Here is a 23,310-nt window from a genome sequence, read left to right as displayed (position 1 = left end):
AGATCATGCCTCAGCCGGAGTCATCTCCGCCGTCGCCCCCGGCCAGACGGGCGAGCCTGCGGTGTTCCGCGGCCTTCCGTTCCAGGATCTCGGCCATCCGCAGGTGGTAGGCGGGCTGGTCCTGCTCGTACACGTCGGGGACCCCGTCGCCGTCCTCGTCGCGCTCCTCCTCGTCGCACAAGGCGCGGTATTTGTTGTTCCGCAGCTTCAGCAGAATCGTCGCCAGCACCGCGGAGAGCAGCGAGCCGACCAGGACGGCGGCCTTCGCCTCGTCGGCGAGCAGCGCGTCGTCCTTGAAGGCGAGTTCGCCGATCAGCAGGGAGACGGTGAAGCCGATCCCGGCGAGCGAGGCGACCGCCAGGACGTCGGGCCATTTGAGGTCGGCGTTGAGCCGCGCCCGGGTGAAGCGGGCCGCCAGCCAGGTGCCGCCGAACACGCCGACGATCTTTCCGACCACCAGTCCGATCAGCACACCGAGCGTCTCGGGCTTGGTGAACACATCGCGCAGCGAGCCGCCCGAGACCGCGACCCCGGCCGAGAACAGGGCGAACAGCGGTACGGCAAGGCCCGCCGAGATCGGCCGCACCAGGTGCTCGATGTGCTCGCCGGGAGATTCGCGCTCACCCTCGCGCCTGGTGCAGCGCAGCATCAGGCCCATGGCGACGCCCGCGATGGTGGCGTGCACGCCGCTGTTGTACATCAGGCCCCAGATGACCAGCGCCAGCGGCACGTACACGTACCAGCCGCGTACTCCCGAGCGCAGCAGCAGCCAGAAGACGACCAGCCCGGCCGCGGCTCCGCCGAGCGCGGCGTAGTTGATCGAGGAGGTGAAGAAGACGGCGATGATCAGAATGGCGAAGAGGTCGTCGACGACGGCGAGGGTGAGCAGGAAGGCGCGCAGCGCGGCGGGCAGGGCGGTGCCGATAACGGCGAGGACCGCGAGCGCGAAGGCGATGTCGGTGGCGGTGGGGACGGCCCAGCCCTTGAGGGAGCCGCCGCCGGTGGCGCTGACGACGGTGTAGAAGATCGCGGGGACCGCCATGCCGCACACGGCCGCGATCACCGGGAGCGCGGCGGCCGAGGGGGTGCGCAGCTCGCCCGCGACCAGTTCGCGCTTCAGCTCGATGCCCGCCACGAAGAAGAAGACGGCGAGCAGGCCGTCCGCCGCCCAGTGCGCGACGGACAGGTCGAGGCCGAGCGTGGAGACGCCGAAGTGGAAGTGGCTGACGCTCTCGTAGCTGTGGTGCAGGGTGTTCGCCCAGACCAGCGCCACCACGGCGGCCACCAGGAGCAGGACTCCGCCGACGGTCTCCGCGCGCAGCGCGTCCAGGACGAAGGTGCGTTCCGGGAGCGGCAGCCGTCCGAGGACGGTGTCGGCGCGACGGCGCGGTTGCTCAGTCACGCGGGTACTCGGTCATGGGGGCGGCCTCCTGGGCGGGTGCGGCTGGCTGCGGACACAGGTGTCCCGTGTGCCGACCAGACTTCCCGGCGCGCCCTTAAGTTTTGTCGCGATCCTGCCGCGATGTGGTGTCAGCCTAACCCGAACGTGTGAGGGGCGTCCCGGTGGTTGCCGGGGCGCCCCTCACGGGTGTGGTCGCGCGGGTGTGGTCGCGCGGGTGTGGCCGCGCCGGGTGTGTGCCGGGGGCCGGGGGGTCAGTCCTCGCTGGGCGCGCTCGGCAGCTTGCTCTGGATGAGGTCCATCACCGTGGAGTCGGTGAGGGTGGTGACGTCGCCCAGCTCGCGGTTCTCCGCGACGTCGCGCAGCAGGCGGCGCATGATCTTGCCGGAGCGGGTCTTGGGCAGCTCGTTGACGATGAGGATCCGCTTGGGCTTGGCGATCGGGCCGAGCGCCTTGCCGACGTGGTCGCGCAGCGCGCCCGCGAGGTCCGCGCTGTCCTCCGCGGTGCCGCGCAGGATGACGAACGCCACGATGGCCTGCCCGGTGGTGGCGTCGGCGGCGCCGACGACGGCGGACTCGGCGACCTTCGGGTGCGAGACCAGCGCCGACTCGACCTCGGTGGTGGAGATGTTGTGGCCCGAGACGAGCATGACGTCGTCGACCCGGCCGAGCAGCCAGATGTCGCCGTCCTCGTCCTTCTTGGCGCCGTCGCCCGCGAAGTAGCGGCCGGGGAAACGGGACCAGTAGGTGTCGATGTAGCGCTGGTCGTCGCCCCAGATGGTGCGGAGCATCGACGGCCACGGCTCGGTGAGGACCAGGTAGCCGCCGGAGCCGTCCGGCACCTCGTTGGCCTCGTCGTCCACCACGGTCGCGGCGATGCCGGGTAGCGCGCGCTGCGCGGAGCCGGGCTTGGTCTCGGTGACGCCGGGCAGCGGGGAGATCATCATGGCGCCGGTCTCGGTCTGCCACCAGGTGTCCACGATCGGGGTCCTGCCGCCGCCGATGTGCTCGCGGTACCAGACCCACGCCTCGGGGTTGATCGGCTCGCCGACGCTGCCCAGCACGCGCAGGCTCGTCAGGTCGAACTTCGCGGGGATGTCGTCGCCCCACTTCATGAAGGTACGGATCGCGGTGGGCGCGGTGTAGAGCAGCGTGACGCCGTACTTCTGCACGATCTCCCAGAACCGGCCCTGGTGCGGGGTGTCCGGCGTGCCCTCGTAGATCACCTGGGTGGCGCCGTTGGAGAGCGGGCCGTAGACGATGTACGAGTGGCCGGTGACCCAGCCGATGTCGGCGGTGCACCAGTAGACGTCGGTCTCCGGCTTGAGGTCGAAGACCGCGTGGTGGGTGTAGCTGGCCTGGGTGAGGTAGCCGCCCGAGGTGTGCAGGATGCCCTTGGGCTTACCGGTGGTGCCCGAGGTGTAGAGGATGAACAGCGGGTGCTCGGCGTCGAAGGGCTGCGCGGTGTGCTCCGCGGACTGGCGCGCGGTGATCTCGTGCCACCACACGTCCCGGCCCTCGGTCCACTCCACGTCCTGGCCGGTGCGGCGCACCACCAGGACGTTGGTGACCTGCGGGGAGCGGGAGACGGCGTCGTCGATGGCGGGCTTGAGCGCGGACGGCTTGCCGCGCCGGTAGCCGCCGTCGGAGGTGATGACGAGCTTGGCGTCGGCGTCGGCGATCCGGGACGCGACGGCGTCGGCGGAGAAGCCGCCGAAGACCACCGAGTGCGCGGCGCCGATCCGGGCGCAGGCCAGCATCGCGATGACGGCCTCGGGGATCATCGGCAGGTAGACCGCGACCCGGTCGCCCTTCTCGACGCCCAGCTCGGTCAGCGCGTTGGCGGCGCGGGAGACCTCGTCCTTCAGCTCCGCGTAGGTGATGCTGCGGCTGTCGCCGGGCTCGCCCTCGAAGTGGATGGCGACCCGGTCGCCGTTCCCGGCTTCCACATGGCGGTCGACGCAGTTGTACGCGACATTCAGCTCACCGTCGGCGAACCACTTCGCGAACGGCGGGTTCGACCAGTCCAGGGTCTGCGTGGGCTCGGTGGCCCAGGTCAGACGGCGGGCCTGCTCGGCCCAGAACCCCAGCCGGTCGGCCGCCGCCTGCTCGTACGCGTCCGCCGTGACGTTGGCGGACGCCGCCAGTTCGGCCGGGGGAGCGAACCGCCGCTCCTCCTTCAGCAGGTTGGCCAGGCTCTCGTTGCTGCTCACGCCAGCTCCTTGTCAGGGTGTCCCACATGTCCCAGCACTACCTCACCAGTCCTGGGCCACCCTGACAATAGCTACCCGAAAAATGGTTTAGACCTTTGCGGCCTCCCGGGCGGTGTCCGGTGCGGCGTCGGGCCCCACCGCAGCGAACACACTCGTCGAACCGTCCAGGATGTACGCCTGCGCCTCCGCGACATGGAAGTACATGCCGTGCAGTTGGAGCGTGCCCTCGCTGACCCGACGCGCCACGCAGGGGTGCGCCATCAGGTGTTCGAGCTGCTGCATCACATTGACCAGGCTCAGCCTTTCGAGGTCGTCGGCGACCGGCCGGTCCGCCAGCGCCACCTCGCCGCGGCCGAGTCTGCCGATCCGGTTGAGCCGCGCCAGGCTGGGGCGGCCGTGCCGCAGCCACCGGGCCAGCGGGGTCTGCGCGCCCGGCTCGTGGTCGGAGCCCAGCAGTGCCTGCATCGCGCCGCACCCGGAGTGTCCGCACACCGTGATGCTGGAGACCTGGAGCACGTCCACCGCGTACTCGACGGCGGCGGCCACCGAGTCGCAGGAGGCGTCGGAGCCGGGCGGCGGCATCAGATTGCCCACATTGCGCACCGTGAAGAGGTCACCGGGACCGCTTGAGGTGATCATGCTGGTGACCAGCCGGGAGTCCGCGCAGGTGAGGAAGAGCTGGCCGGGCCGCTGTCCTTCGCGGGCCAGCCGCGCCAGCTCCTCGCGGACCAGCGGCGCGGTGTTGCGCTGGAAGGCGCTGACGCCGCCGAGCAGTTGACCGCCGCTGGTGGCGGGCACGGTGCCGGAGCGGGTGCAGTGGTGGTTGCGCCACGGCGTCCAGGGTCTGCAGGCGTGCGCGCTCACCGGTTCGCTGACGGTCCGTCCGACCGCGTCGCCGAGCGTCGCGTGTCCGCCGCGCGAACGGTGCCTGGCGCACCAGGCGTTCAGCGCCTCGTAGGCCGCGTGGTCCATGAAGGAGCCGTCCAGCTCCACCACCGCGTTGGCCCCGTCGGGGACCTGGGCGAAGGCCCGGGTCAGCCGGGGCACCGCCAGGAACGTCAACTGGCCGGTGACCCGCACCCGGTGGCACTCCGGCTCCTCGGTGACGGTGATCCGCGTGTGCGTCAGGCGGCGCAGCGACAGGCACAGCGCGACCACGATCCCCACGATCACGCCCTGGAGCACACCGAATAGCACCACGGAGCCGAGCGTGGCCGCGTACACCGGGAATTCGCGGTGCCGCTGGACGTGTCTGATGTGCGCGAAGCTCACCATGCGGACGCCGACCAGCATCACCAGGGCGGCGAGCGCGGCCAGCGGGATCAGCTCCAGCGCCCAGGAGGCGAGCCCGGCGCAGAGCAGCACCCACACACCGTGCATCACGGTGGCGCGGCGCGTCACGGCGCCCGCTTCGACATTGGCCGAGCCGCGGATCGCGCCGCCGGCCACCGGCAGGCCGCCGAGCAGGCCCGACACCATGTTGGCCGCGCCCTGGCCGAGCAGTTCGCGGTCGAGCTTGGCCGGCGGGGCGTGCGGTCCCGGCCGCCGGCCCTGGAGGGTGTCGATGGCGACCGCGGACAGCAGCGACTCCATGCTCGCGACCAGGGTGACGGTGAGCACGGCGGCGACCACTCCGAGGACCGGCCCCGTGGGAAGGGTGGGTAGCACGGGCGCGCTCCACGCGGGCAGATTCACCCGCGGCAGTGACAGTCCCGCGCTCACGGCGGTGGCCAGGACGACCGCGGCCAGCGGCGCGGGGATCGCGCCGAGCAGCCGTCCCGCCCTGCCTCTCAGCCGCCGCCAGCCGAGCAGTACGGCCACGGTGATCGCGCCGATGGCGGGTGTGGCCGGGTTGGTGACCGCCAACTGGCCGGGCAGTGCGGTGATGTTGTCGAGGGCGGAGCTCTGCGGGCTGCCGCCGAGGACCACATGGAGCTGGCCGAGGGCGATGACCGTACCGATGCCCGCGAGCATGCCGTGGACGATGGCGGGACTGACCGCGAGCGCGGATCTGGCCACCCGCGCCATGCCGAGCACGAGCTGCGCGAGCCCGGCGAGCACCGTGATGGCGCAGGTGCTGCGCCAGCCGTAGTGGTGGACGAGATCGGCGGTGACCACGACCAGGCTGGTCGCGGCACCGCTGACCTGGAGGGGCGCCCCGCCGAGCAGCCCGGCGACGATGCCGCCGACGACCGCGGCGACGAGGCCGGACTGGAGAGGCGCCCCGGTCGCCAGCGCGAGGCCGAGCGACAGCGGGACGGCGATCAGGAAGACCGTGATCGAAGCGGACAGATCGGACCGGTGGATTCTCTGCATAATTCCCGTCTCCTTCGGTGGGCGGCGGGACGTGATTGCGGAGCGTTATCGCTCGCTACTCTCAAGCGTCAGTAAATGGAGAGTAATCGACTGACTGCGGAGAGTGAAGTCCAGAGGTCTGATCGGGGCTTTATTTACTGCTATCGAGTGAATTGGCAGATAAACGGCCAGGTCGTTGCGGTCACGACAAGGTCGCATGTCACTTTTTTGGCAAATCCCTTTTTCTGTGATGTGAGGTACGAATGCACTCCCTGCGCAAGGCACCGGCGCTACTCGCCGTAGCCGCGCTGGCCGCGGGCGCGGTCGCGTGCTCCGCCGCCGGCGGCTCGGGCTCCGGATCAGCCGCCGGGTCCGGCACCGGCGCCGGCCCGGCCGTCGGCCGCGCCGAGCCCGGCAACGCGGGCACCCGCCCCGAAGCCGCGGCGCCCCACGCCGTCCGGCTCATCGGCGACGGCTCGACCGCCGAAACCGGCCCGCAGCCCCATCAGCCGGTCTTCGCGCGCCTGAAGCCGGGGGAGCGACCGCCGCAGCTCGTCGTGTTCTCCTGGGACGGCGCGGGTGAGGACAGCCAGAAGCTCTTCTCGCACTTCCGCGAGGTCGGCGAGCGCTACAACGCGGCGATGACGTACTTCCTCAGCGGCGTCTACCTGCTGCCCGGCGACCACAAGGACGTCTACGCCCCGCCCAAGCACCCGCGCGGCGCCTCCGACATCGGCTTCAACGACCGCCAGGGCATCACCGACACCCTGCGCGAACTGCGCCTCGCCTGGCAGAACGGCAGCGAGATCGGCACCCACTTCAACGGCCACTTCTGCGGTCCCAACGGCGGCGTCGGCACCTGGTCGAGCGACGAGTGGTCCAGCGAGATCCAGCAGGCCGAGGGCTTCGTGAAGAACTGGAAGACCAACTCCGGCCTCACCAAGCTCGACCCGCTGCCCTTCGACTACAGCAAGGAACTGGTCGGCGGGCGCGCCCCGTGCCTGGAGGGCCAGCACAATCTCATCCCGGCCGCCAAGGCCGCGGGCTTCCGCTACGACGCCAGCTCGATCGGCGGCCGGCAGACCTGGCCCTCCAAGATCGACGGCGTCTGGGACTTCCCGCTCCAGGACATCCCGGTGCCGGGTCGCGCCTTCGAGACGCTCTCCATGGACTACAACTTCCTCGCCAACCAGTCGGGCACCGTGCACGGCGACCCCGCCAAGCAGGCCGCCTGGGGCAAGCAGATGCACGACGGACTGGCCGCCGCCTTCGAGCGCGCCTACAACGGCAACCGCGCCCCGCTCTTCATCGGCGACCACTTCGAGTCCTGGAACGGCGGCGTCTACATGAAGGCCGTCGAGGACACCGTCAAGGAGGTCTGCGGCAAGGAAGGCGTGCGCTGCGTCAGCTTCAAGCAGGTGGCGGACTGGATGGACGCGCAGGACCCTGCGGTGCTCGCGCGGCTGCGGACGCTGGACGTCGGCCAGGCGCCCAAGGACGGCTGGAACACCTTCATGGGCGGAGCGCCCGCCGCCGCGACGGCGGGCGGTCCCGAGCGGATCAGGCCGGCTGTGCGCTAGCGGCCGCAGCGGGGCGGGGCAACTGCTCGTGCTGTTCCCGTTCGACGAGTACGAAGTCGGGGTCGACCTGCGCCGCCAGGTCGGCGCCCGTCTTCGCGTTTCCCCAGCTCTCCGCGTTCTTGAGGTGGAAGTGCACCATCTGCTGGGTGTAGCGCGCCCAGTCCCTGCGCTCGTACGTGGCGTCCGCCCGTTCGTGCAGCGTGCGCAGCGCGCGGCGGTTGTCCTCCTCCAGCCGCGCGAACCGCGGCGGCCTGCCCTTCTCCATCGCGCGCACCCAGTCCGAGTGCCCGACGGTGACCAGCAGGTCGTCGCCGACCTCTGCGCGCAGGAAGGCCAGGTCGTCCGCGTCCCGCACCTTGTTGCCGACGACCGCGAGATCGACGCCGAAGTCGCGGGCGTACTCCTTGTACTGGCGGTAGACGGCCACACCCTTGCGGGTCGGTTCGGCGACCAGGAACGTCATGTCGAAGCGGGTGAACATCCCGGAGGCGAAGGAGTCGCTGCCCGCCGTCATGTCCACGACCAGGTATTCGTCGCGGCCGTCCACCAGGTGGTTCAGGCAGAGTTCGACCGCGCCGACCTTGGAGTGGTAGCAGGCGACGCCGAGATCGGACTCGTTGAAGGGGCCGGTGACCATCAGCCGCACGGTGTCGCCCCCGGTGTTCCCGGCGCTCTCTGTGTCCCCGTCGTCTCCGTGGCCTCGGTCCAGGTGCACGGTGCGCGCGCAGGCCGCGTAGACGGGGTTGTCCTCGACCAGCCGCAGCAACCGGGATCCGTGGCCGGGCGGGGTGGTCTTGATCATGGTCTCGGCGGAGGCGATCCGGGGGTTGGCACCGCGCAGGTATTCCTTGATCTCCGGCAGGTGCGCGCCGAGCGCGGGCAGCGCGGCGGCGTCGTCCTCCGCCAGCCCGAGCGCCGGGCCGAGGTGCTGGTTGATGTCCGCGTCGATCGCGACGACCGGTACGCGGGAGGCGGCGAGATGGCGGATGAAGAGGGAGGACAGCGTGGTCTTGCCGCTGCCGCCCTTCCCGACGAAAGCGATCTTCATGTTCGCCAAGAGTAGTGGTACGGATACGGATCGTGAGCGTTTGGAGTGGGGAAGGCCACTCTTTCGGGGTCGTTCCGCGGGTTGGGGGGTGGCTAGGGTCGGAACCATGGCTACGAACGCTGATCCCGCTCCCGCCGCCGGTCGGACGGACCCGATGGCTGTCCTCGGCGCGCTGCCGGGTGTACCCGAATCGGTGGACGCCGTACGGCAGGCGATGGACAAGGTCTACGGGCACCGGGTCATGCGGCGCCGCTCCACCGAGGTCACATCGGAGGCGGCGCTGCGCGGTGCCCGCGGGTCCGCGGCGCTGGCCGGCGCCGACTGGCCGCTGGAGGAGGTGCGCAGGCGCAGCGACTTCTCGGTCGACGAGCAGGCGCGTACGGTCGGCGCGGCGCTGCGGCTGACCGCCGAGGCCGGTCAACTGCTCAGTGTCTGGCGGCAGTCGCCCGTGCAGGCGCTCGCCCGGCTGCACCTGGTGGCGGCGGGCGGAGTGGCGGACGAGCCGACGGTGGGCCGCCCGCGGCGGGCGGGGGAGCCGGTGGACGAGCCGCTGGTCGAGATCGCCGAGATCCCGCTGCCCGACCCCGCCGAGGTCGCCGCCCGGCTGGACGGTCTGACCGGCCTGCTGCGGGCGGGCACCGACGCGCCCGCGCTGGTCGTCGGGGCGGTCGTGCACGGCGAATTGCTGTGCCTGCGGCCCTTCGGCTCCTTCAACGGGCCGGTCGCGCGGGCCGCCGAGCGGATCGTGCTGGTCGGCAGCGGTCTCGACCCGAAGTCGATCTGTCCGGCCGAGGTCGGTCACGCGGAGTTGGGCCGGGCCGGTTATCTCAAGGCGCTGGAGGGATACGCGTCCGGTACTCCGGAAGGCATGGTCCAGTGGATCAGCCATTGCGGGCGGGCACTGGAACTCGGGGTCCGCGAAAGTGTCGCGGTGTGCGAAGCGCTTCAGCGGGGCGCCGCCTGAGCGGTCGACCGCCGGATGTGTGGTGGCTGAAAAGAGATGCGGCGGCACCTTGAGGTGCCGCCGCTGCCATGTCCGTCAAGTTACCAGTGCGTGCACGGTAATTGCCGATCAGGCCGGGATCTTCGCCCGTCACCTGGTGCGGCTGGCCCGATAAGCGGGTCGGCTCCGCGTGGGTGCCTGACTTCCATGCTCGGTCCGTGGGGCCTGGTGCTGTGAACTGCGGTCTTCCTCTCGGAACTCCGTGGTCTCGCGGGCCGCTACGTCCTTTGTACCGCCGTGGGAGGCGCAGGGGAACCCCTCGCCCGACTTCTTTACTTTTGGGATCAATCAGGACATAAGGGCGGGCCGACGGCGTCGGGACGCCAGCCACACCAGCCCGGCCGTCGCAGCCGCCGCCCCCACGGCAGCCGCCGCGAGCACCGGCCGGGGCGGCATCGACAGCGACGGAATCCGCTGTCTCAGCCGCACGGGACGGCTGAAAGTCAGCACTGGCCAGTCACGTGAGACGGCCTCCTTGCGCAGCGCCCGGTCGGGATTGACCGCGTACGGATGACCGACCGACTCCAGCATCGGGATGTCGGTCACCGAATCGCTGTACGCGAAGGACCGCTCCAGGTCGTAGCCCTCCGACTTCGCCAGCTCGGCGATGGCGTCCGCTTTTGCGGGACCGTAGACGTAGTGCTCGATCTCCCCGTTGTACGCGCCGTCCTCCACGACCATCCGTGTGGCTACGACATGGTCGGCACCCAGCATCGCGCCGATCGGCTGGACCACCTCGGAGCCGGAGGCGCTGACGATCACCACGTCGCGGCCCGCGGCGTGGTGCTCCTCGATCAGCGAGGCCGCCTCGTCGTAGATGATCGGGTCGATCAGGTCATGCAGCGTCTCCGCCACGATCTCCCGCACCTGCTGGACATTCCAGCCCCGGCACAGCTCGGAGAGGTATTTGCGCATACCTTCCATCTGGTCGTGATCCGCGCCACCGACCAAGTACACGAACTGGGCATATGCGGTACGCAATACCGCACGTCTGTTGATGAGACCGCCCTGGTAGAAGGAGCGCCCGAAGGCGAGCGTGCTGGACTTGGCGATCACGGTCTTGTCGAGATCGAAGAACGCCGCGGTGCGCGGTGGCAGGTGGTTTTCCACGTGACGAGCATAGGCAACCACCATTCGGCGTAAGCTCGGGCGTGTGGGTTTGCCTGAGAAGGGCTTCGGGTACACCATGGAAGTCACGGATCGTTCGCGACCGTGCTAACCCGGTCTGGCTCCTCCCCCCCCCCGAGTCGGACCGTGGGGACGACCCCCGCTCTCCCCCCCGGCGGGGGTCGTCGCATGTCCGGATGCCTTTTCCCGGTTCTCGCGACGTCCTTCCACTCGCATCCTCATGTCGTTCCCCCTCGCGTGCGGCACGGCTGTGATGCGTACGACGTGTGACGGTCCGTAATCGTTGCCAGGCGTCGGCGAACTCACCCGTGAGAGTGGCGGAGTTATCCACAATCGCTGAGTTGTCCACAGATTCCGACCAAGATCATCTCAATTCTCCTGTCTGCCCCAACCTGATCGCAGGCGATGCACACCGGTGCTCGCGTCAGAAGCGAGGGGGGACAGGAAATGACGGGATCGACGACACCCGACCAGCGGCCGACCGCCATCGAAGGGCCGGCCGGGCCGCTGATTGTCACCGAGGACGAAACGCTCCTCGACGACCTGCTGCGGCTGTGCGCCGCGGCCGGTACGGAACCGGAGGTGGTCTTCACCGCGCCCCCGCGCGCGACGAGTTGGGACACAGCGCCCCTCGTCCTGGTCGGCGCCGAGGCCACCTCGCGGGTCCAGGACACCGTCCGCCGCAAGGGAGTTCTGGTCGTCGGGCGTGATCTGCACGACCACGACGTGTGGCGCAGAGCCGTCGCGATCGGCGCCGACCATGTCCTCTTCCTGCCCGACGCCGAGACCTGGCTGGTCGACCGCATCGCCGACATCGCCGAAGGCGTGAGCGAACCCGCCCTGACCGTAGGGGTGGTGGGCGGCCGGGGCGGCGCGGGCGCCAGCACGTTGGCCTGCGCGCTCGCCGTCACCGCGGCCGGTACGGGCAGGCGCACCATGCTCATCGACGGCGATCCGCTCGGCGGCGGCCTCGACATCCTGCTCGGCGCCGAGCGCGTCGGCGGCCTGCGCTGGCCCGACCTCGCCGACTCACGGGGCCGCGTCAACAGCGGGGCACTGGAGGAATCCCTGCCCAGGCTCGACGCGTTGAGCGTCCTGAGCTGGGACCGCGGCGACTCCGTGCTCATCCCACCCCAGGCCATGCGGTCCGTGCTCGGCGCGGCCCGCCGCCGCGGCGGAGTCGTCGTGGTCGACCTGCCACGGCGCGTGGACGACGCGGTCGCCGAGACCCTCGCGCAGATCGACGTCGGACTCCTCGTCGTACCCGCAGAGTTGCGAGCGGTCGCCGCGGCCACCCGCGTCGCCGCGGCGGTCGGCATGGTCCTCAAGGACCTGCGCGTCGTCGCCCGCGGCCCCTTCGTCTCCGGCCTCGCCGACGACGAGATCGCCCGTCTCGTCGGCCTGCCGCTGGCGGGCCAACTCCCTCCGGAACCAGGCTTGTCGGACGCCCTGTCCGGCAGCGGACCACCGGGCTCCGCGAGCCGCGGCCCGCTCGCCCGCTTCTGCACCGCCTTCCTCGCCCAGGCCCAGCCAAGCGGCGGGAGCGTGACGGTATGAACGCCGAACTCCTCGACGCCGTACGGCTGCACCTCGCGGAACACGGCGGCGAACCCACCCCGGCACGCGTGGCCGCGGCGCTGCGCGCCCGCGGACGCCTGCTCGGCGACAGCGAAGTCCTCGACGTGGTCGCGGCACTGCGTTCCGAACTCGTCGGCGCGGGCCCGCTGGAGCCGCTGCTCGCCGACCCCGCCGTCACCGACATCCTCGTCAACGCACCCGACCAGGTGTGGATCGACCGCGGCAGCGGTCTCGAACGCGCCGCCGTCCGCTTCACCGACACCACCGCCGTGCGCAGGCTCGCCCAGCGCCTCGCGACCACCGCCGGCCGCCGCCTGGACGACGCCCACCCGTGGGTCGACGCCCGACTGCCCGACGGCACCCGGCTGCACGCCGTCCTGCCGCCGGTCGTGGTCGGCTCGCCGTGCCTGTCGCTGCGCGTGGTGCGGGCCCGCGCCTTCACCCTCGCCGAACTCGTCGCGGCCGGAACGCTCGACACCGAGACCGCCCGGCTGCTGCGCGCGGTCCTCGACGCCCGGCTGTCGTTCATGATCAGCGGCGGCACCGGGTCGGGCAAGACCACACTCCTGAGCTGCCTGCTCGGCCTCGTCGACCCCGCGGCCCGCATCGTCCTGGCCGAGGACTCCGCCGAGTTGCGCCCCGACCACCCGCACGTCGTCCGCCTGGAGACCCGCCCCGCCAACCAGGAGGGCGCGGGACACGTCACCCTGCGGGACCTCGTCCGCCAGGCGCTGCGCATGCGCCCCGACCGGCTCGTGGTCGGCGAGGTCCGCGGCGCCGAGGTCACCGACCTCCTGAGCGCGCTGAACACCGGCCACGAAGGCGGCTGCGGCACCGTCCACGCCAACGCCGCCGCCGACGTCCCGGCCCGCCTCGAAGCCCTCGGCTCCACCGCGGGCCTCGACCGGGCCGCCCTGCACAGCCAGTTGGCCGCCGCACTCGCCGTCGTCATCCACCTCGCCCGCGACAGCTCCGGCCTGCGCCGCCTTGCCGCGATCCACGTACTCAAGCGCGGCTCCGACGGCCTGGTCGCCACGGTGCCCGCCCTGCTCCGCGACGCCCGCGGCCACCACGAACGCGGCCCCGGCTGGGACCGGTTGGCGGCACTGTGCTCGGCAGGTGCGTCATGAGCGCCCTGCTTTCTCAACGTGATGTCGTGCGGGCTGCCGCCCGGCGTGGTGTTTCTGTTGCTCGCGGGGCTTCGCTGGCGCGCCTCGAATCCCCCTGGCCTGGGCTGCGAGCTGCGGGTCGCGCATCGCTGGGCGGGTGCGTCATGAGCGCCCCGGTCTGTCCACCCTCGGTCGTGTGGGCTGCCGCCCGGCGCGCTGTTCTGGCGGGGGCGGGGGTTCGCTGGTGCCGCGGTCCGGGCCGTGAGCCGGGGATCGGACATCGCCGGGCAGGCGCGTCATGAGCGCGGCGACCTTTCAGCCCTCGGTCGTGTGGGCCGCTGCCCTCTGCGCTGCCTTGGCCCTCCTCGTGATGCGCTGGCGCACCTCCGATCCTCGCCGCCGGGCGCGCGATCTGCTCATCGGACCAGGACCTGAAGAGGTGGGGGAGGGCGAGCGGGGACCGGTCACCGGCGAGCAGCGGGCGAATCCGCTGGCACGGCTGAGGAGGGCGGGGGAGACGGCTCGCGGTGAGTGGGCGATCCGGCTTGCGCGGTGGCGCGACGGACGGACGGCGGGCCGTCGCCGGGCGTGGGAGCCGCTGCGGTTCGTCGCACGGTTCGCCGGTCGGCGCGGCCGGGTCGGGCCCGAGGCGGTGTGCCTGCCGGTGGGCGGTGGGCTGGGGCTGCTGACGGGATCGGTACTGCCGGTGGTCGCGGGCGCCGTGGCGGTGCCGCTGGTGGGGCGGGCGTTGCGACGGCGGGGCGAGCGGGCGGCGGCCGAGCGCGGGGCGGTCGCGGTGAGCGCGCTGTGCGGCACCGTGGCCGGAGACCTCAGGGCCGGATGGCCACCGCACTCGGCGCTGACCGACGCGGTCGAGTCGGCGGGCTGGCCCGCCTCGCCCGACCTCGCCGACGCGGCACGAATGGTGCTGTCGGCGGCCAGATTCGGCGGCGACGTGCCGCACGCGCTGCGGGAGGCGTCCCGGCTCGGCGCGGGGACGCACGGGCTCGCCGCGGTCGCCGCCTGCTGGCAGGTCGCGGTGGACGGCGGTGCCGGACTGGCCGCCGCGCTCGACCGGGTCGCCGCGGCGCTACGGGCGGACGCCGATCAACGCGACGACCTGCGCGCCCAGTTGGCGGGTCCGAGGTCCACGTCGGTGCTGCTCGCGCTGCTGCCGCTGTTCGGCGTCGTGCTCGGCGCGGGCCTGGGCGCCGACCCCTCAAGTGTGCTGCTGCACACCCCGGCGGGACTGCTCTGCCTGGTCGCGGGCGGCTGCCTGGAATGGGCGGGGCTCGCGTGGACGGCGCGGATCATCCGCGCGGCGGAGGGCGGACCGACGGCGGCCAGAACTCGGCCCCCCGGTCCTGCGAAGGGCGCTTCGACGGCCGCCGTTTCCGTGAGGGACGGTTCCTCGGGGGGCGGCTCTCCAGCGGCCGGTGGCGCGGTGCTCGAGACCGCGACGGTCGGCCGGGGAAAGGCGGCGACCCCGACGGGGTCGCGGGACCGGGGGCGGCCGTGACCGGCGGGAGTGTCCACAGCCTGGGGGCAGCCCTCGTGGCGCTCGCGTTGGTGGCGGCTGCGGTGGCCGCCGTCGGCGGGGCGCTGGCCGAGGCGCGGAGGGAGAAAGCGGCGACGCGACGGCTGCGCGCGGCGCTGGGGACCGGGCGGTCGCGGAGGTCCCCCCGGCGGGCGCTCCGGCGGCTCAGGGGACCGCTGCGCGACTGGGGTCCGCCGGTCGCGGCCGGGCTGGGGGCCGCGACGTTGATCAGCGGGGTGCTGGGCGGCCTGGTGGGGGTCCTCACGGCCCTCGGGGTCAGGAGATCACTCCGGGGGCGGCAGAACGCCACAGAGAGCTCCGGGGTGGACGAGGAGCCCGATCCGTCGGAACTCCCGCTCTGCGCGGACCTGATGGCCGCCTGCCTCGCCGCCGGGGCGTCACCCGGAGAAGCGGCGGGCGCCGTGGGCCGGTCGTTGGCCGGGCCGATCGGGACCGCGCTGATACGGGTCAGGGCCGAGCTGCGGCTGGGCGGCGACCCGGCGGAGTGCTGGCAGCGGTTCGGACGGCTGCCCGCCGCCCGCGAGATGGGGCGCTGCCTGGCCCGCGCCTCCACGACGGGCAGCGCACCGGTCGCGGAGATGTCCCGGCTGGCCGCGGACTACCGGGCCGCGTACGCCCGTTCGGCGCTCGCCAGGGCCCGGCGGGCCGCGGTGCACGCCACCGCGCCCCTGGGGGTCTGCTTCCTCCCGGCCTTCCTGTTGGTCGGCGTCGCCCCCGTGGTGATGGGCCTGGCGGGCACCGTCCTCGGCCGCACGGGCTGACACCCCGCCCCGGACCGCACGGGCTGACGCCCCGCCCCGGATCGCCTGTGCCCGACGCACCACCCGAAACGAACGACTCGAACAGCCATGTCCACACGCACACCCACACGCACATCCACGACACCAGGAGATCCCGATGACGCATCAGACGATGGACCAGCACCTCGCCCGGACGGCCCAGCCGGCCCTGGCGAAATCGATCAACTCGATCAACTCGAAGAACCCGCCCGGCGCGATGGCCTCGGCTCCGCCCGCGCTCCGGGTGCCGCCGGTGCCGCGCGCGGTTCGTCTGGCGCGGGCCGAGCGGCGGCGGTGGGTCGCCCGGATGCGGCGGAGGGCGGCGCGGTACAGGGACGTGAGCCGTACGGCGGCGGAGGCGGGGATGAGCACGGCCGAGTACGCGGTGGGGACGATCGCGGCGTGCGGGTTCGCGGCGGTGCTCTACAAGATCGTGACGAGCGGGCCGGTGCGCTCGGCGTTGACCGGCGTGATCGTGAAGGCACTCCATGTGCCGTTCTGAGCGGGGCCGCCCGCCGCGCGACCAGGGGTATGTGACGGCGGAGGCCGCCATGGTGATCCCGATGCTGGTGGCGCTCACCGCCGCCCTGATCTGGGGCCTGATGGCGGCCGCGGCGCAGGTGCGGTGCGTGGACGCGGCGCGGGCGGGGGCGCGTGCCGCGGCGCGCTCCGAGGCGCCGGGCGAGGTTCTGCGGGTGGCGCGGGAGGCCGCGCCGTCCGGAGCGCGGGTCGGCGTGGAGCGGTCGGGCGACCTGATCCGGGTCCGGGTCACCGTCCCGGCGCCGCGCTTCCCCGTCACCTTGCGGGCCGAGGCCGTCGCGCTCGCCGAGGACGCCGTGGGCGGGGGTGGGCAACCGTGAAGGCCCCCGCGCCCCGCGGGGACCGGGGCTCCGCCACCGTGTGGTCACTGGGGCTGATCGCCGTGCTGGGCGCGGTCTTCGCCGCCGTGCTCTTCATGGACGAGGCGGTCATCGCCAGGCACCGGGCGGGCGGCGCCGCGGATCTGGCGGCGCTCGCCGCGGCCGACCACGCGCTGGAGGGCCGTACGCGGGCCTGCGGGCTGGCGGCCGAGGTGGCGGCGGCGCAGGGCGCCCGGCTGGTGAGCTGCGCGGTGGCGGGCGAGATCTCCGACGTCACGGCGGAGGTCGACGGCGCCCGTGTGCGGTCCCGCGCGGGACCGTCACTCGACCCCGGTCCCGACCCCGGCCCGGCCGCCGTCGGCGGCACCGGGCGCGGCCTCAGGACCGGTCTCGGCCCCGGCGCCGTCCCCCGCCTCAGGACCGGCCCCGGCGCCGTCAGCGGCCTCGGCGGCCTCGGCGGCACCCGCCGTCAGCAGGCAGTCCAGGAGGCGGACGGCGGCGGCCTTGTCCAGGGGGTCGTTGCCGTTGCCGCACTTGGGGGACTGGACGCAGGAGGGGCAGCCGAATTCGCATTCGCAGGAGGCGATGGCCTCGCGGGTGGCGGTGAGCCAGGTGCGGGCGGTGTGGAAGGCGCGTTCGGCGAAGCCCGCGCCGCCGGGGTGGCCGTCGTAGACGAAGACGGTGGGCAGGCCGGTGTCGGCGTGCAGGGGTATGGAGACCCCGCCGATGTCCCATCGGTCGCAGGTCGCGAAGAGCGGGAGGAGACCGATCGCGGCGTGCTCGGCGGCGTGCAGGGCGCCGGGCAGCTCCTCGGGGTGGATCCGGGCGGCGTCCAGCTGCGCGTCCGTGACGGTCCACCACACGGCCCGGGTGCGCAGGGTGCGCGGGGGCAGGTCGAGCTTGGTCTCGCCGAGGATCTCACCGGTGATCAGCTTGCGGCGCAGGAAGGACACCACCTGGTGGGTCACCTCGACGGAGCCGAAGTGGATCCGCGCCTCGCCCCACGGCTCCTCCAGGTCGCCGCTGAGCACCCGGATGTCGGTGGTGTCGCGGGCCATCGTGGAGTAGGACGGGTCGGCGGGTTCGACCAGCGCCACGCCGTCCTCCAGGTCGAGCCGCTTGACCAGGTAGGTGCGGCCCTGGTGGAGGTGGACGGCGCCGTCGTGGACGGCGGTGTGCGCCGAGGAGGCGTCCACCGTGCCCAGCAGCCGTCCGGTCGCCGTCTCCACGACCTGCACGGGACTGCCGCCCTCGCCGCGGATGTCGGTGAGGTCCGCGGCCCGCTCCCGGCGGGTCCAGTACCAGCCGGAGGCGCGCCGGCGCAGCAGCCCGCGCTTCTCCAGCTGCGGCATCAGCGACGCCGCCTCGGGGCCGAACAGGACGAGGTCGTCGTCGGTGAGCGGCAGCTCGGCCGCGGCGGCGCACAGGTGCGGGGCCAGCACGTAGGGATTGTCCGGGTCCAGGACGGTGCTCTCGACGGGCTGCTCGAAGATCGCCTCGGGGTGGTGGACGAGATACGTGTCCAGCGGGTCGTCCCGGCCGACCATGATCGCCAGCGCGCCCTGCCCGGTCCGTCCGGCGCGGCCCGCCTGCTGCCACAGCGAGGCCCGCGTGCCCGGGTAGCCGGCCAGCAGGACCGCGTCGAGGCCGGAGATGTCCACGCCCAGTTCGAGGGCGGAGGTGGAGGCGAGGCCGAGCAGGCGGCCGGAGTGCAGGTCGCGTTCCAGGGCCCGGCGCTCGTCGGCGAGGTAGCCGCCGCGGTAGGCGGCGACCCGCCCGGGAAGCGAGGGGTCGATCTCGGCCAGGCGTTCCTGGGCGATCAGGGCGACCAGTTCCGCGCCGCGCCGGGAGCGGACGAAGGCCACGCTGCGCACGCCCTGGACGACCAGGTCGGTGAGGAGTTCCGCGGTCTCGGCGGTCGCGGTGCGGCGCACGGGAGCGCCGTGCTCGCCGGACAGCTCGGTCAGCGGCGGCTCCCACAGCGCGAAGGCCAGGCCGCCGCGCGGCGACGTGTCCTCGGTCACTTCGGCCACCGGCACCCCGGTGAGCCGGGAGGCGGCCCGCGCCGGGTCCGCGGCCGTCGCGGAGGCGAGCACGAACACCGGCTCGGCCCCGTACCGCGCGCAGACCCGGCGCAGGCGGCGCAGCACCTGGGCGACGTGCGAGCCGAAGACACCGCGGTAGGTGTGGCACTCGTCGATCACCACGTAGCGCAGTTGACGCAGGAAGGAGGCCCAGCGGGCGTGGCCGGGCAGGATGCCGCGGTGCAGCATGTCGGGGTTGGTGAGCACGTAGGTGGCGTACTGCCGGACCCACTCGCGTTCCTCGACGGGGGTGTCGCCGTCGTAGACCGCGGGGCGGATCGCGGTGCCCAGGGGCGCGGCGAGGCGGGTGACGGCGCGGCGCTGGTCGGCGGCCAGGGCCTTGGTGGGGGACAGGTAGAGCGCGGTGGCGCCCCGGCCGTTCGGCGCCTCGGAGCCGTCCAGCAGGGCGCTGAGCACCGGTGCCAGATACGCCAGCGACTTCCCGGAGGCGGTTCCGGTGGCCACCACCACCGACTCGCCGCGCGCCGCGTGGCCCGCGGCCAGCGCCTGGTGCTCCCAGGGACGGTCGATCCCGGCCGCGCGGATCGCGTCCACGACCTCGCTTCTGATCGTGTCGGGCCAGGAGGCATGGCGGCCGACCCGCGGGGGCAGGTGCTCCGTATGGGTGATGCGCGCGGCTCGGTCTGCCCCCCTGGCGAGCCGCTCCAAAGCGGTTCGGGGGGACGGGCGGCCGTGCGCCGACTGCGGAAGATGATCCTGGGCCATCGGCACTCAGTGTGTCACCGGCGTGACGGACAATCGCAGTAAGGCGTCGTGCTCGCCCGCTGCGAAGTGATTGAATGCCATCGCGGCCGTCGATCCGTCCCCTACCTTCTGGTGGGGGCCCCAGGGGGGCGCCGCGTCGATGCAAGGTGCTGGAGGATCCGTGGACCTGTCCCTGTCGACCCGAACCGTCGGCGATCGTACGATCGTCGAAGTCGGCGGCGAGATTGATGTGTACACCGCGCCCAAGCTGCGGGAACAGCTTGTGGAGCTTGTGAACGACGGGAGTTACCACCTGGTCGTGGACATGGAGGGAGTGGACTTCCTCGACTCCACCGGCCTGGGTGTGCTCGTCGGCGGGCTGAAGCGGGTGCGTGCTCATGAAGGATCGCTGCGACTGGTGTGCAACCAGGAGCGCATCCTGAAGATTTTCCGTATCACCGGTCTGACCAAGGTGTTCCCGATTCACACCTCGGTCGACGAGGCTGTCGCGGCGACCGACTGACGATCGCCGTCGAGGGGTACCGGACGGGATCACCGTCCGGGCCCCCGTGATGCCCACCCAAAGGACCGAAGGGGAGGCCATGCCCACCGTAGAACTGCTCTTCAGCGCCCAGCCGGAGCATGTGCGAACAGCACGGCTCGTAGCGGCGGCGGTGGCGCGCCGGGCGGGGGTGGACGAGGCGGTTCTGGACGAAGTACGGCTCGCGGTGGGCGAGGCGTGCAGCCGCGCGGTGGGTCTGCACCGTGGCAACGGTGTGGAAGAACCGGTCCGGGTGATGCTGACCGAGGAGGAGAAGAAGTTCTCCATCGAGGTCGCCGACGAGGTTCCGGGCAACGCGTCGGGCTCCGCGTCCGACGCCGCGGGTGACGAGCTGAGCGACGAGGGCGAGATGGGCCTCGCCGTGATCAGCGGCCTGGTCGACGACGTCGAGGTCACCGAGACCGCCACCGGCGGTGTGATCCGCATGAGCTGGCCGATCGTCCCGCCCGTCTGACCGTAGCCTGTCCCGCCCGTCCGACCGTGGACCGGCGGCCCCTTGAGCGGCGCACCGGCTCGACCGGCGGACCCGCTCGACCGGCGCACCGGCTCGACCGGCGGCCCGGCCTGACCGGCACACCGTTCTGAGCGCGACGCGGCCCCCGGCCGCCCCTCAGATCATCTTTCTCGCCTGATCACAGGCGACACTCACTCCTGTTCACAGGCGAACGCCGCGTTCACGAATATCCTTTTTCGACGCGGCACCCTGTTTTGAAGTGCTGCGGCTCCCTACAATCCGTCCATCTTGCTCAGCTCGCCTGAGCGTTGCGGCTTGTCGAGCCGTGAAGCCGCACGCCCATGCGCCAAACGTCAAGGAGGACGAATGGCGGGGCCACTTACCCCTCACACGCTTGCCGCGACACCGGTACTGACCGACGGAAATCGTCTCCTCGTATGGATCATCGCCGTCGTCGCACTGGGCGCACTCGCGCTCGCCGCGGTGTTGGTACGTCAAGTGCTCGCAGCGGACGAGGGCACCGACAGCATGAAGAAAATCGCGGCTGCCGTGCAGGAAGGCGCCAACGCCTACCTCGCACGGCAGTTCCGTACCCTGGGAATTTTCGCCGTGGTGGCGTTCTTCCTGCTCATGCTGCTGCCCTCGGACACCACTTCGCAGCGGATCGGCCGGTCGATCTTCTTTCTCGTGGGCGCCGTGTTCTCCGCGGTCACCGGATATGTCGGAATGTGGCTGGCGGTCCGCAGCAATGTGCGGGTCGCCGCCGCGGCCAGATCGGCGACACCGGCACCCGGCGAACCCCCGGCCGACCTGACCGACGTGTCGCACCGGGCGATGCGGATCGCGTTCAGGACCGGCGGCGTCGTCGGCATGTTCACCGTGGGCCTCGGCCTGCTCGGCGCGTCCGCCGTCGTCCTGATCTACAAGGCCGACGCGCCCAAGGTGCTCGAAGGATTCGGATTCGGCGCGGCGCTCCTGGCGATGTTCATGCGCGTCGGCGGCGGCATCTTCACCAAGGCGGCCGATGTCGGCGCCGACCTGGTCGGCAAGGTCGAGAAGGGCATCCCCGAGGACGACCCGCGCAACGCCGCGACCATCGCCGACAACGTCGGTGACAACGTCGGCGACTGCGCGGGCATGGCGGCCGACCTCTTCGAGTCGTACGCCGTCACCCTGGTCGCCGCGCTGATCCTCGGCAAGGTGACCTTCGGCGACTCCGGCCTCGCCTTCCCGCTGCTCATCCCGGCGATCGGCGTCCTCACCGCCATGGTCGGCATCTTCGCGGTCTCCCCCCGCCGCAGCGACCGCAGCGGGATGACGGCCATCAACCGCGGCTTCTTCATCTCCGCGGTCATCTCCCTGATCGGCGTCGCCATCGCCGTCTACACCTACCTGCCGTCCTCCTACGCCGACCTCAAGGGCGTCGACAGCGACATCTCCGGCCACGCAGGCGACCCGCGCACCCTGGCGATGGTCGCCGTCGCCATCGGCATCGTGCTGGCCGCGGTGATCCAGCAGCTCACCGGCTACTTCACCGAGACCACCAGGCGCCCGGTCCGCGACATCGGCAAGACCTCGCTGACCGGCCCCGCCACCGTCATCCTGTCCGGGATCTCACTCGGACTGGAGTCCGCGGTCTACTCGGCGGTGCTGATCGGCCTGTCCGTCTACGGCGCCTTCCTGCTCGGCGGGACCTCCGTCTGGCTCGCGCTGTTCGCGGTCGCGCTGGCGGGCACCGGCCTGCTGACCACCGTCGGCGTCATCGTCGCCATGGACACCTTCGGACCCGTCTCCGACAACGCGCAGGGCATCGCCGAGATGTCCGGCGACGTGCACGGCGAGGGCGCCCAGGTGCTCACCGACCTCGACGCCGTCGGCAACACCACCAAGGCCATCACCAAGGGCATCGCCATCGCCACCGCGGTACTGGCCGCCACCGCCCTGTTCGGTTCGTTCAAGGAGGCCATCGACACCGCCGTCGCCAAGGCCCATCCAGCGGCCTCCGACGCCCGCTGGCTGTCCCTGGACATCTCCCAGCCCAACAACCTGGTCGGGCTGCTGCTCGGCGCGGCCGTCGTCTTCCTCTTCTCCGGCCTCGCCATCAACGCCGTCTCCCGGTCCGCGGGTTCGGTGGTCTACGAGGTGCGCAGGCAGTTCCGCGAACACCCGGGGATCATGGACGGCACCGAACTGCCCGAGTACGGACGGGTGGTCGACATCTGCACCAAGGACGCGCTGCGCGAACTGGCCACCCCCGGCCTGCTCGCCGTCCTCGCGCCCGTGGCGGTCGGCTTCACCTTCGGCGTCGGCTCGCTCGCCTCGTACCTGGCGGGCGCGATCGGCGCGGGCACGCTGATGGCGGTGTTCCTGGCCAACTCCGGCGGCGCCTGGGACAACGCCAAGAAACTCGTCGAGGACGGCCACTACGGCGGCAAGGGCAGCGAGGCCCACGCCGCGACCGTCATCGGCGACACGGTCGGCGACCCGTTCAAGGACACCGCGGGCCCGGCCATCAACCCGCTGCTGAAGGTGATGAACCTGGTGGCGCTGCTGATCGCCCCCGCGGTGGTCAAGTTCAGCTACGGCGTGGACGCGAATCTCGGCGTACGCGTCACCGTCGCGGTGGTCTCGATCGCCGTCATCGTCATCGCGGTCTACATCTCCAAGCGGCGCGGCATCGCGATGGAGGGCGACGACGACGGCGACGGCGGGGACACCGGGACCCGCACCCCGGACACGGCCGCCGTGGCCTGATCCGACGCACCGTCAAGGGGCGGGCCCGTCAAGGGTTCCGGTCCGTCGAGGGCCCGGTGGGCGACCGTACGTGATCCGGTACGTGTGCGGTCGCCCACCGCACCTTAGTGCGAATGGCTTGAATGTCGGACGAATCACCTCACGGATTCACGGTGACCACCCGTCAGCCGTGTATGTTCCGGGGCCGTAAGGCCACGGAAG

General features: G+C 72.0%; 17 protein-coding genes and 1 pseudogene. 12 read left to right on the top strand and 6 right to left on the bottom strand.

Going from position 1 to position 23,310, the window contains the following annotated elements; genetic code table 11:
- Positions 1 to 10: 10 nt before the first annotated feature.
- From nhaA to ACFY9V_RS00155, 3 genes are all read right to left on the bottom strand, one after another.
- Positions 11 to 1,402 (bottom strand): Na+/H+ antiporter NhaA, encoded by a 1,392-nt coding sequence (nhaA, locus tag ACFY9V_RS00165; protein WP_391158228.1) that lies wholly within the window; start codon positions 1,400 to 1,402, stop codon positions 11 to 13.
- Between the two features lie 251 nt (positions 1,403 to 1,653).
- Positions 1,654 to 3,612: an acetate--CoA ligase gene (acs, locus tag ACFY9V_RS00160; RefSeq protein ID WP_355346164.1), complete on the bottom strand. Its 1,959-nt coding sequence runs from the start codon at positions 3,610 to 3,612 to the stop codon at positions 1,654 to 1,656.
- A gap of 87 nt (positions 3,613 to 3,699) precedes the next feature.
- Entirely contained in the window at positions 3,700 to 5,928 is a 2,229-nt protein-coding gene (locus ACFY9V_RS00155; protein WP_391158226.1) for a SulP family inorganic anion transporter, read from the bottom strand.
- A gap of 242 nt (positions 5,929 to 6,170) precedes the next feature.
- Between ACFY9V_RS00155 and ACFY9V_RS00150 the strand changes: the two genes are divergently transcribed.
- The gene (locus ACFY9V_RS00150; RefSeq protein WP_391158225.1) at positions 6,171 to 7,487 is read left to right on the top strand and encodes a hypothetical protein; all 1,317 of its coding nucleotides are present in this window, start codon (positions 6,171 to 6,173) and stop codon (positions 7,485 to 7,487) included.
- On the opposite strand, the gene ACFY9V_RS00145 is transcribed toward ACFY9V_RS00150, so the two are convergent.
- Positions 7,468 to 8,535, bottom strand: a complete 1,068-nt coding sequence (locus ACFY9V_RS00145) for an ATP-binding protein (RefSeq protein ID WP_391158224.1) — start codon at positions 8,533 to 8,535, stop codon at positions 7,468 to 7,470. The two genes, ACFY9V_RS00150 and ACFY9V_RS00145, sit on opposite strands and share 20 nt — an antisense overlap.
- A 106-nt stretch (positions 8,536 to 8,641) precedes the next feature.
- Here ACFY9V_RS00145 and ACFY9V_RS00140 point away from each other — a divergent pair, with 106 nt between their 5' ends.
- On the top strand, positions 8,642 to 9,499 hold the full coding sequence (locus ACFY9V_RS00140; protein WP_391158222.1) for an oxidoreductase: 858 nt from the start codon (positions 8,642 to 8,644) through the stop codon (positions 9,497 to 9,499).
- Positions 9,500 to 9,826: 327 nt separating this feature from the next.
- Here ACFY9V_RS00140 and ACFY9V_RS00135 read toward each other — a convergent pair whose 3' ends face one another.
- The gene (locus tag ACFY9V_RS00135) at positions 9,827 to 10,672 is read right to left on the bottom strand and encodes an HAD family hydrolase (protein WP_355346325.1); all 846 of its coding nucleotides are present in this window, start codon (positions 10,670 to 10,672) and stop codon (positions 9,827 to 9,829) included.
- A gap of 441 nt (positions 10,673 to 11,113) precedes the next feature.
- On the opposite strand from ACFY9V_RS00135, the gene ssd reads away from it, so the two are divergent.
- The 7 genes and pseudogenes from ssd to ACFY9V_RS00100 form a co-directional block, all read left to right on the top strand.
- Positions 11,114 to 12,223 (top strand): septum site-determining protein Ssd, encoded by a 1,110-nt coding sequence (gene ssd, locus ACFY9V_RS00130; protein WP_391158219.1) that lies wholly within the window; start codon positions 11,114 to 11,116, stop codon positions 12,221 to 12,223.
- Positions 12,220 to 13,374, top strand: coding sequence for a TadA family conjugal transfer-associated ATPase (locus ACFY9V_RS00125; RefSeq protein ID WP_391158217.1), 1,155 nt, complete (start codon positions 12,220 to 12,222; stop codon positions 13,372 to 13,374). The genes ssd and ACFY9V_RS00125 overlap by 4 nt, the downstream gene beginning before the upstream one ends.
- A 349-nt stretch (positions 13,375 to 13,723) precedes the next feature.
- Positions 13,724 to 14,872, top strand: a complete 1,149-nt coding sequence (locus ACFY9V_RS00120; protein WP_391158215.1) for a type II secretion system F family protein — start codon at positions 13,724 to 13,726, stop codon at positions 14,870 to 14,872.
- A complete protein-coding gene (locus ACFY9V_RS00115) occupies positions 14,869 to 15,672 on the top strand; it encodes a type II secretion system F family protein (RefSeq protein ID WP_391158213.1) in 804 nt (267 codons plus the stop codon). Before ACFY9V_RS00120 ends, ACFY9V_RS00115 begins: the two co-directional genes overlap by 4 nt.
- Before the next feature lie 136 nt (positions 15,673 to 15,808).
- Entirely contained in the window at positions 15,809 to 16,192 is a 384-nt protein-coding gene (locus ACFY9V_RS00110; RefSeq protein ID WP_391158211.1) for a DUF4244 domain-containing protein, read from the top strand.
- Positions 16,179 to 16,550, top strand: a complete 372-nt coding sequence (locus ACFY9V_RS00105) for a TadE family type IV pilus minor pilin (RefSeq protein ID WP_391158210.1) — start codon at positions 16,179 to 16,181, stop codon at positions 16,548 to 16,550. The genes ACFY9V_RS00110 and ACFY9V_RS00105 overlap by 14 nt, the downstream gene beginning before the upstream one ends.
- Positions 16,547 to 16,798: pseudogene (locus ACFY9V_RS00100) on the top strand (Rv3654c family TadE-like protein); the annotation flags it as partial. The gene ACFY9V_RS00105 and the pseudogene ACFY9V_RS00100, both read left to right, overlap by 4 nt.
- A gap of 72 nt (positions 16,799 to 16,870) precedes the next feature.
- Here the strand turns inward: ACFY9V_RS00100 and ACFY9V_RS00095 are convergent.
- The gene (locus ACFY9V_RS00095) at positions 16,871 to 19,360 is read right to left on the bottom strand and encodes a DEAD/DEAH box helicase (protein WP_391158208.1); all 2,490 of its coding nucleotides are present in this window, start codon (positions 19,358 to 19,360) and stop codon (positions 16,871 to 16,873) included.
- Positions 19,361 to 19,520: 160 nt separating this feature from the next.
- On the opposite strand from ACFY9V_RS00095, the gene bldG reads away from it, so the two are divergent.
- The 3 genes from bldG to ACFY9V_RS00080 all read left to right on the top strand — a co-directional run bounded on the left by bldG (position 19,521) and on the right by ACFY9V_RS00080 (position 23,109).
- Entirely contained in the window at positions 19,521 to 19,862 is a 342-nt protein-coding gene (bldG, locus tag ACFY9V_RS00090) for an anti-sigma factor antagonist BldG (protein ID WP_031520166.1), read from the top strand.
- 79 nt (positions 19,863 to 19,941) lie between these two features.
- Positions 19,942 to 20,355 carry an ATP-binding protein gene (locus ACFY9V_RS00085; RefSeq protein WP_355346130.1) on the top strand — a complete coding sequence of 138 codons (414 nt, stop codon included), beginning with the start codon at positions 19,942 to 19,944 and terminating at the stop codon, positions 20,353 to 20,355.
- Positions 20,356 to 20,721: 366 nt separating this feature from the next.
- The gene (locus ACFY9V_RS00080) at positions 20,722 to 23,109 is read left to right on the top strand and encodes a sodium-translocating pyrophosphatase (RefSeq protein WP_355346127.1); all 2,388 of its coding nucleotides are present in this window, start codon (positions 20,722 to 20,724) and stop codon (positions 23,107 to 23,109) included.
- The last annotated feature ends 201 nt before the right edge of the window (positions 23,110 to 23,310 follow it).

Origin of the sequence: Streptomyces sp. NPDC008317, assembly GCF_042955955.1 — a bacterium.
Lineage (GTDB): Bacteria > Actinomycetota > Actinomycetes > Streptomycetales > Streptomycetaceae > Actinacidiphila.
The sequence above is the reverse complement of the archived record's forward strand: the minus strand, read 5'-3'. Positions and strand labels throughout refer to the sequence as shown.

Excerpts from the sequence above, each read along its gene's own strand:
- ACFY9V_RS00155 (WP_391158226.1), bottom strand. The coding sequence starts at position 5,928 with ATGCAGAGAATCCACCGGTCCGATCTGTCCGCTTCGATCACGGTCTTC.
- ACFY9V_RS00150 (WP_391158225.1), top strand. The coding sequence starts at position 6,171 with ATGCACTCCCTGCGCAAGGCACCGGCGCTACTCGCCGTAGCCGCGCTG.
- ACFY9V_RS00145 (WP_391158224.1), bottom strand. The coding sequence starts at position 8,535 with ATGAAGATCGCTTTCGTCGGGAAGGGCGGCAGCGGCAAGACCACGCTG.
- ACFY9V_RS00140 (WP_391158222.1), top strand. The coding sequence starts at position 8,642 with ATGGCTACGAACGCTGATCCCGCTCCCGCCGCCGGTCGGACGGACCCG.
- ACFY9V_RS00135 (WP_355346325.1), bottom strand. The coding sequence starts at position 10,672 with ATGGTGGTTGCCTATGCTCGTCACGTGGAAAACCACCTGCCACCGCGC.
- ssd (WP_391158219.1), top strand. The coding sequence starts at position 11,114 with ATGACGGGATCGACGACACCCGACCAGCGGCCGACCGCCATCGAAGGG.
- ACFY9V_RS00125 (WP_391158217.1), top strand. The coding sequence starts at position 12,220 with ATGAACGCCGAACTCCTCGACGCCGTACGGCTGCACCTCGCGGAACAC.
- ACFY9V_RS00120 (WP_391158215.1), top strand. The coding sequence starts at position 13,724 with ATGCGCTGGCGCACCTCCGATCCTCGCCGCCGGGCGCGCGATCTGCTC.
- ACFY9V_RS00110 (WP_391158211.1), top strand. The coding sequence starts at position 15,809 with ATGACGCATCAGACGATGGACCAGCACCTCGCCCGGACGGCCCAGCCG.
- ACFY9V_RS00105 (WP_391158210.1), top strand. The coding sequence starts at position 16,179 with ATGTGCCGTTCTGAGCGGGGCCGCCCGCCGCGCGACCAGGGGTATGTG.
- ACFY9V_RS00095 (WP_391158208.1), bottom strand. The coding sequence starts at position 19,360 with ATGGCCCAGGATCATCTTCCGCAGTCGGCGCACGGCCGCCCGTCCCCC.
- ACFY9V_RS00085 (WP_355346130.1), top strand. The coding sequence starts at position 19,942 with ATGCCCACCGTAGAACTGCTCTTCAGCGCCCAGCCGGAGCATGTGCGA.
- ACFY9V_RS00080 (WP_355346127.1), top strand. The coding sequence starts at position 20,722 with ATGGCGGGGCCACTTACCCCTCACACGCTTGCCGCGACACCGGTACTG.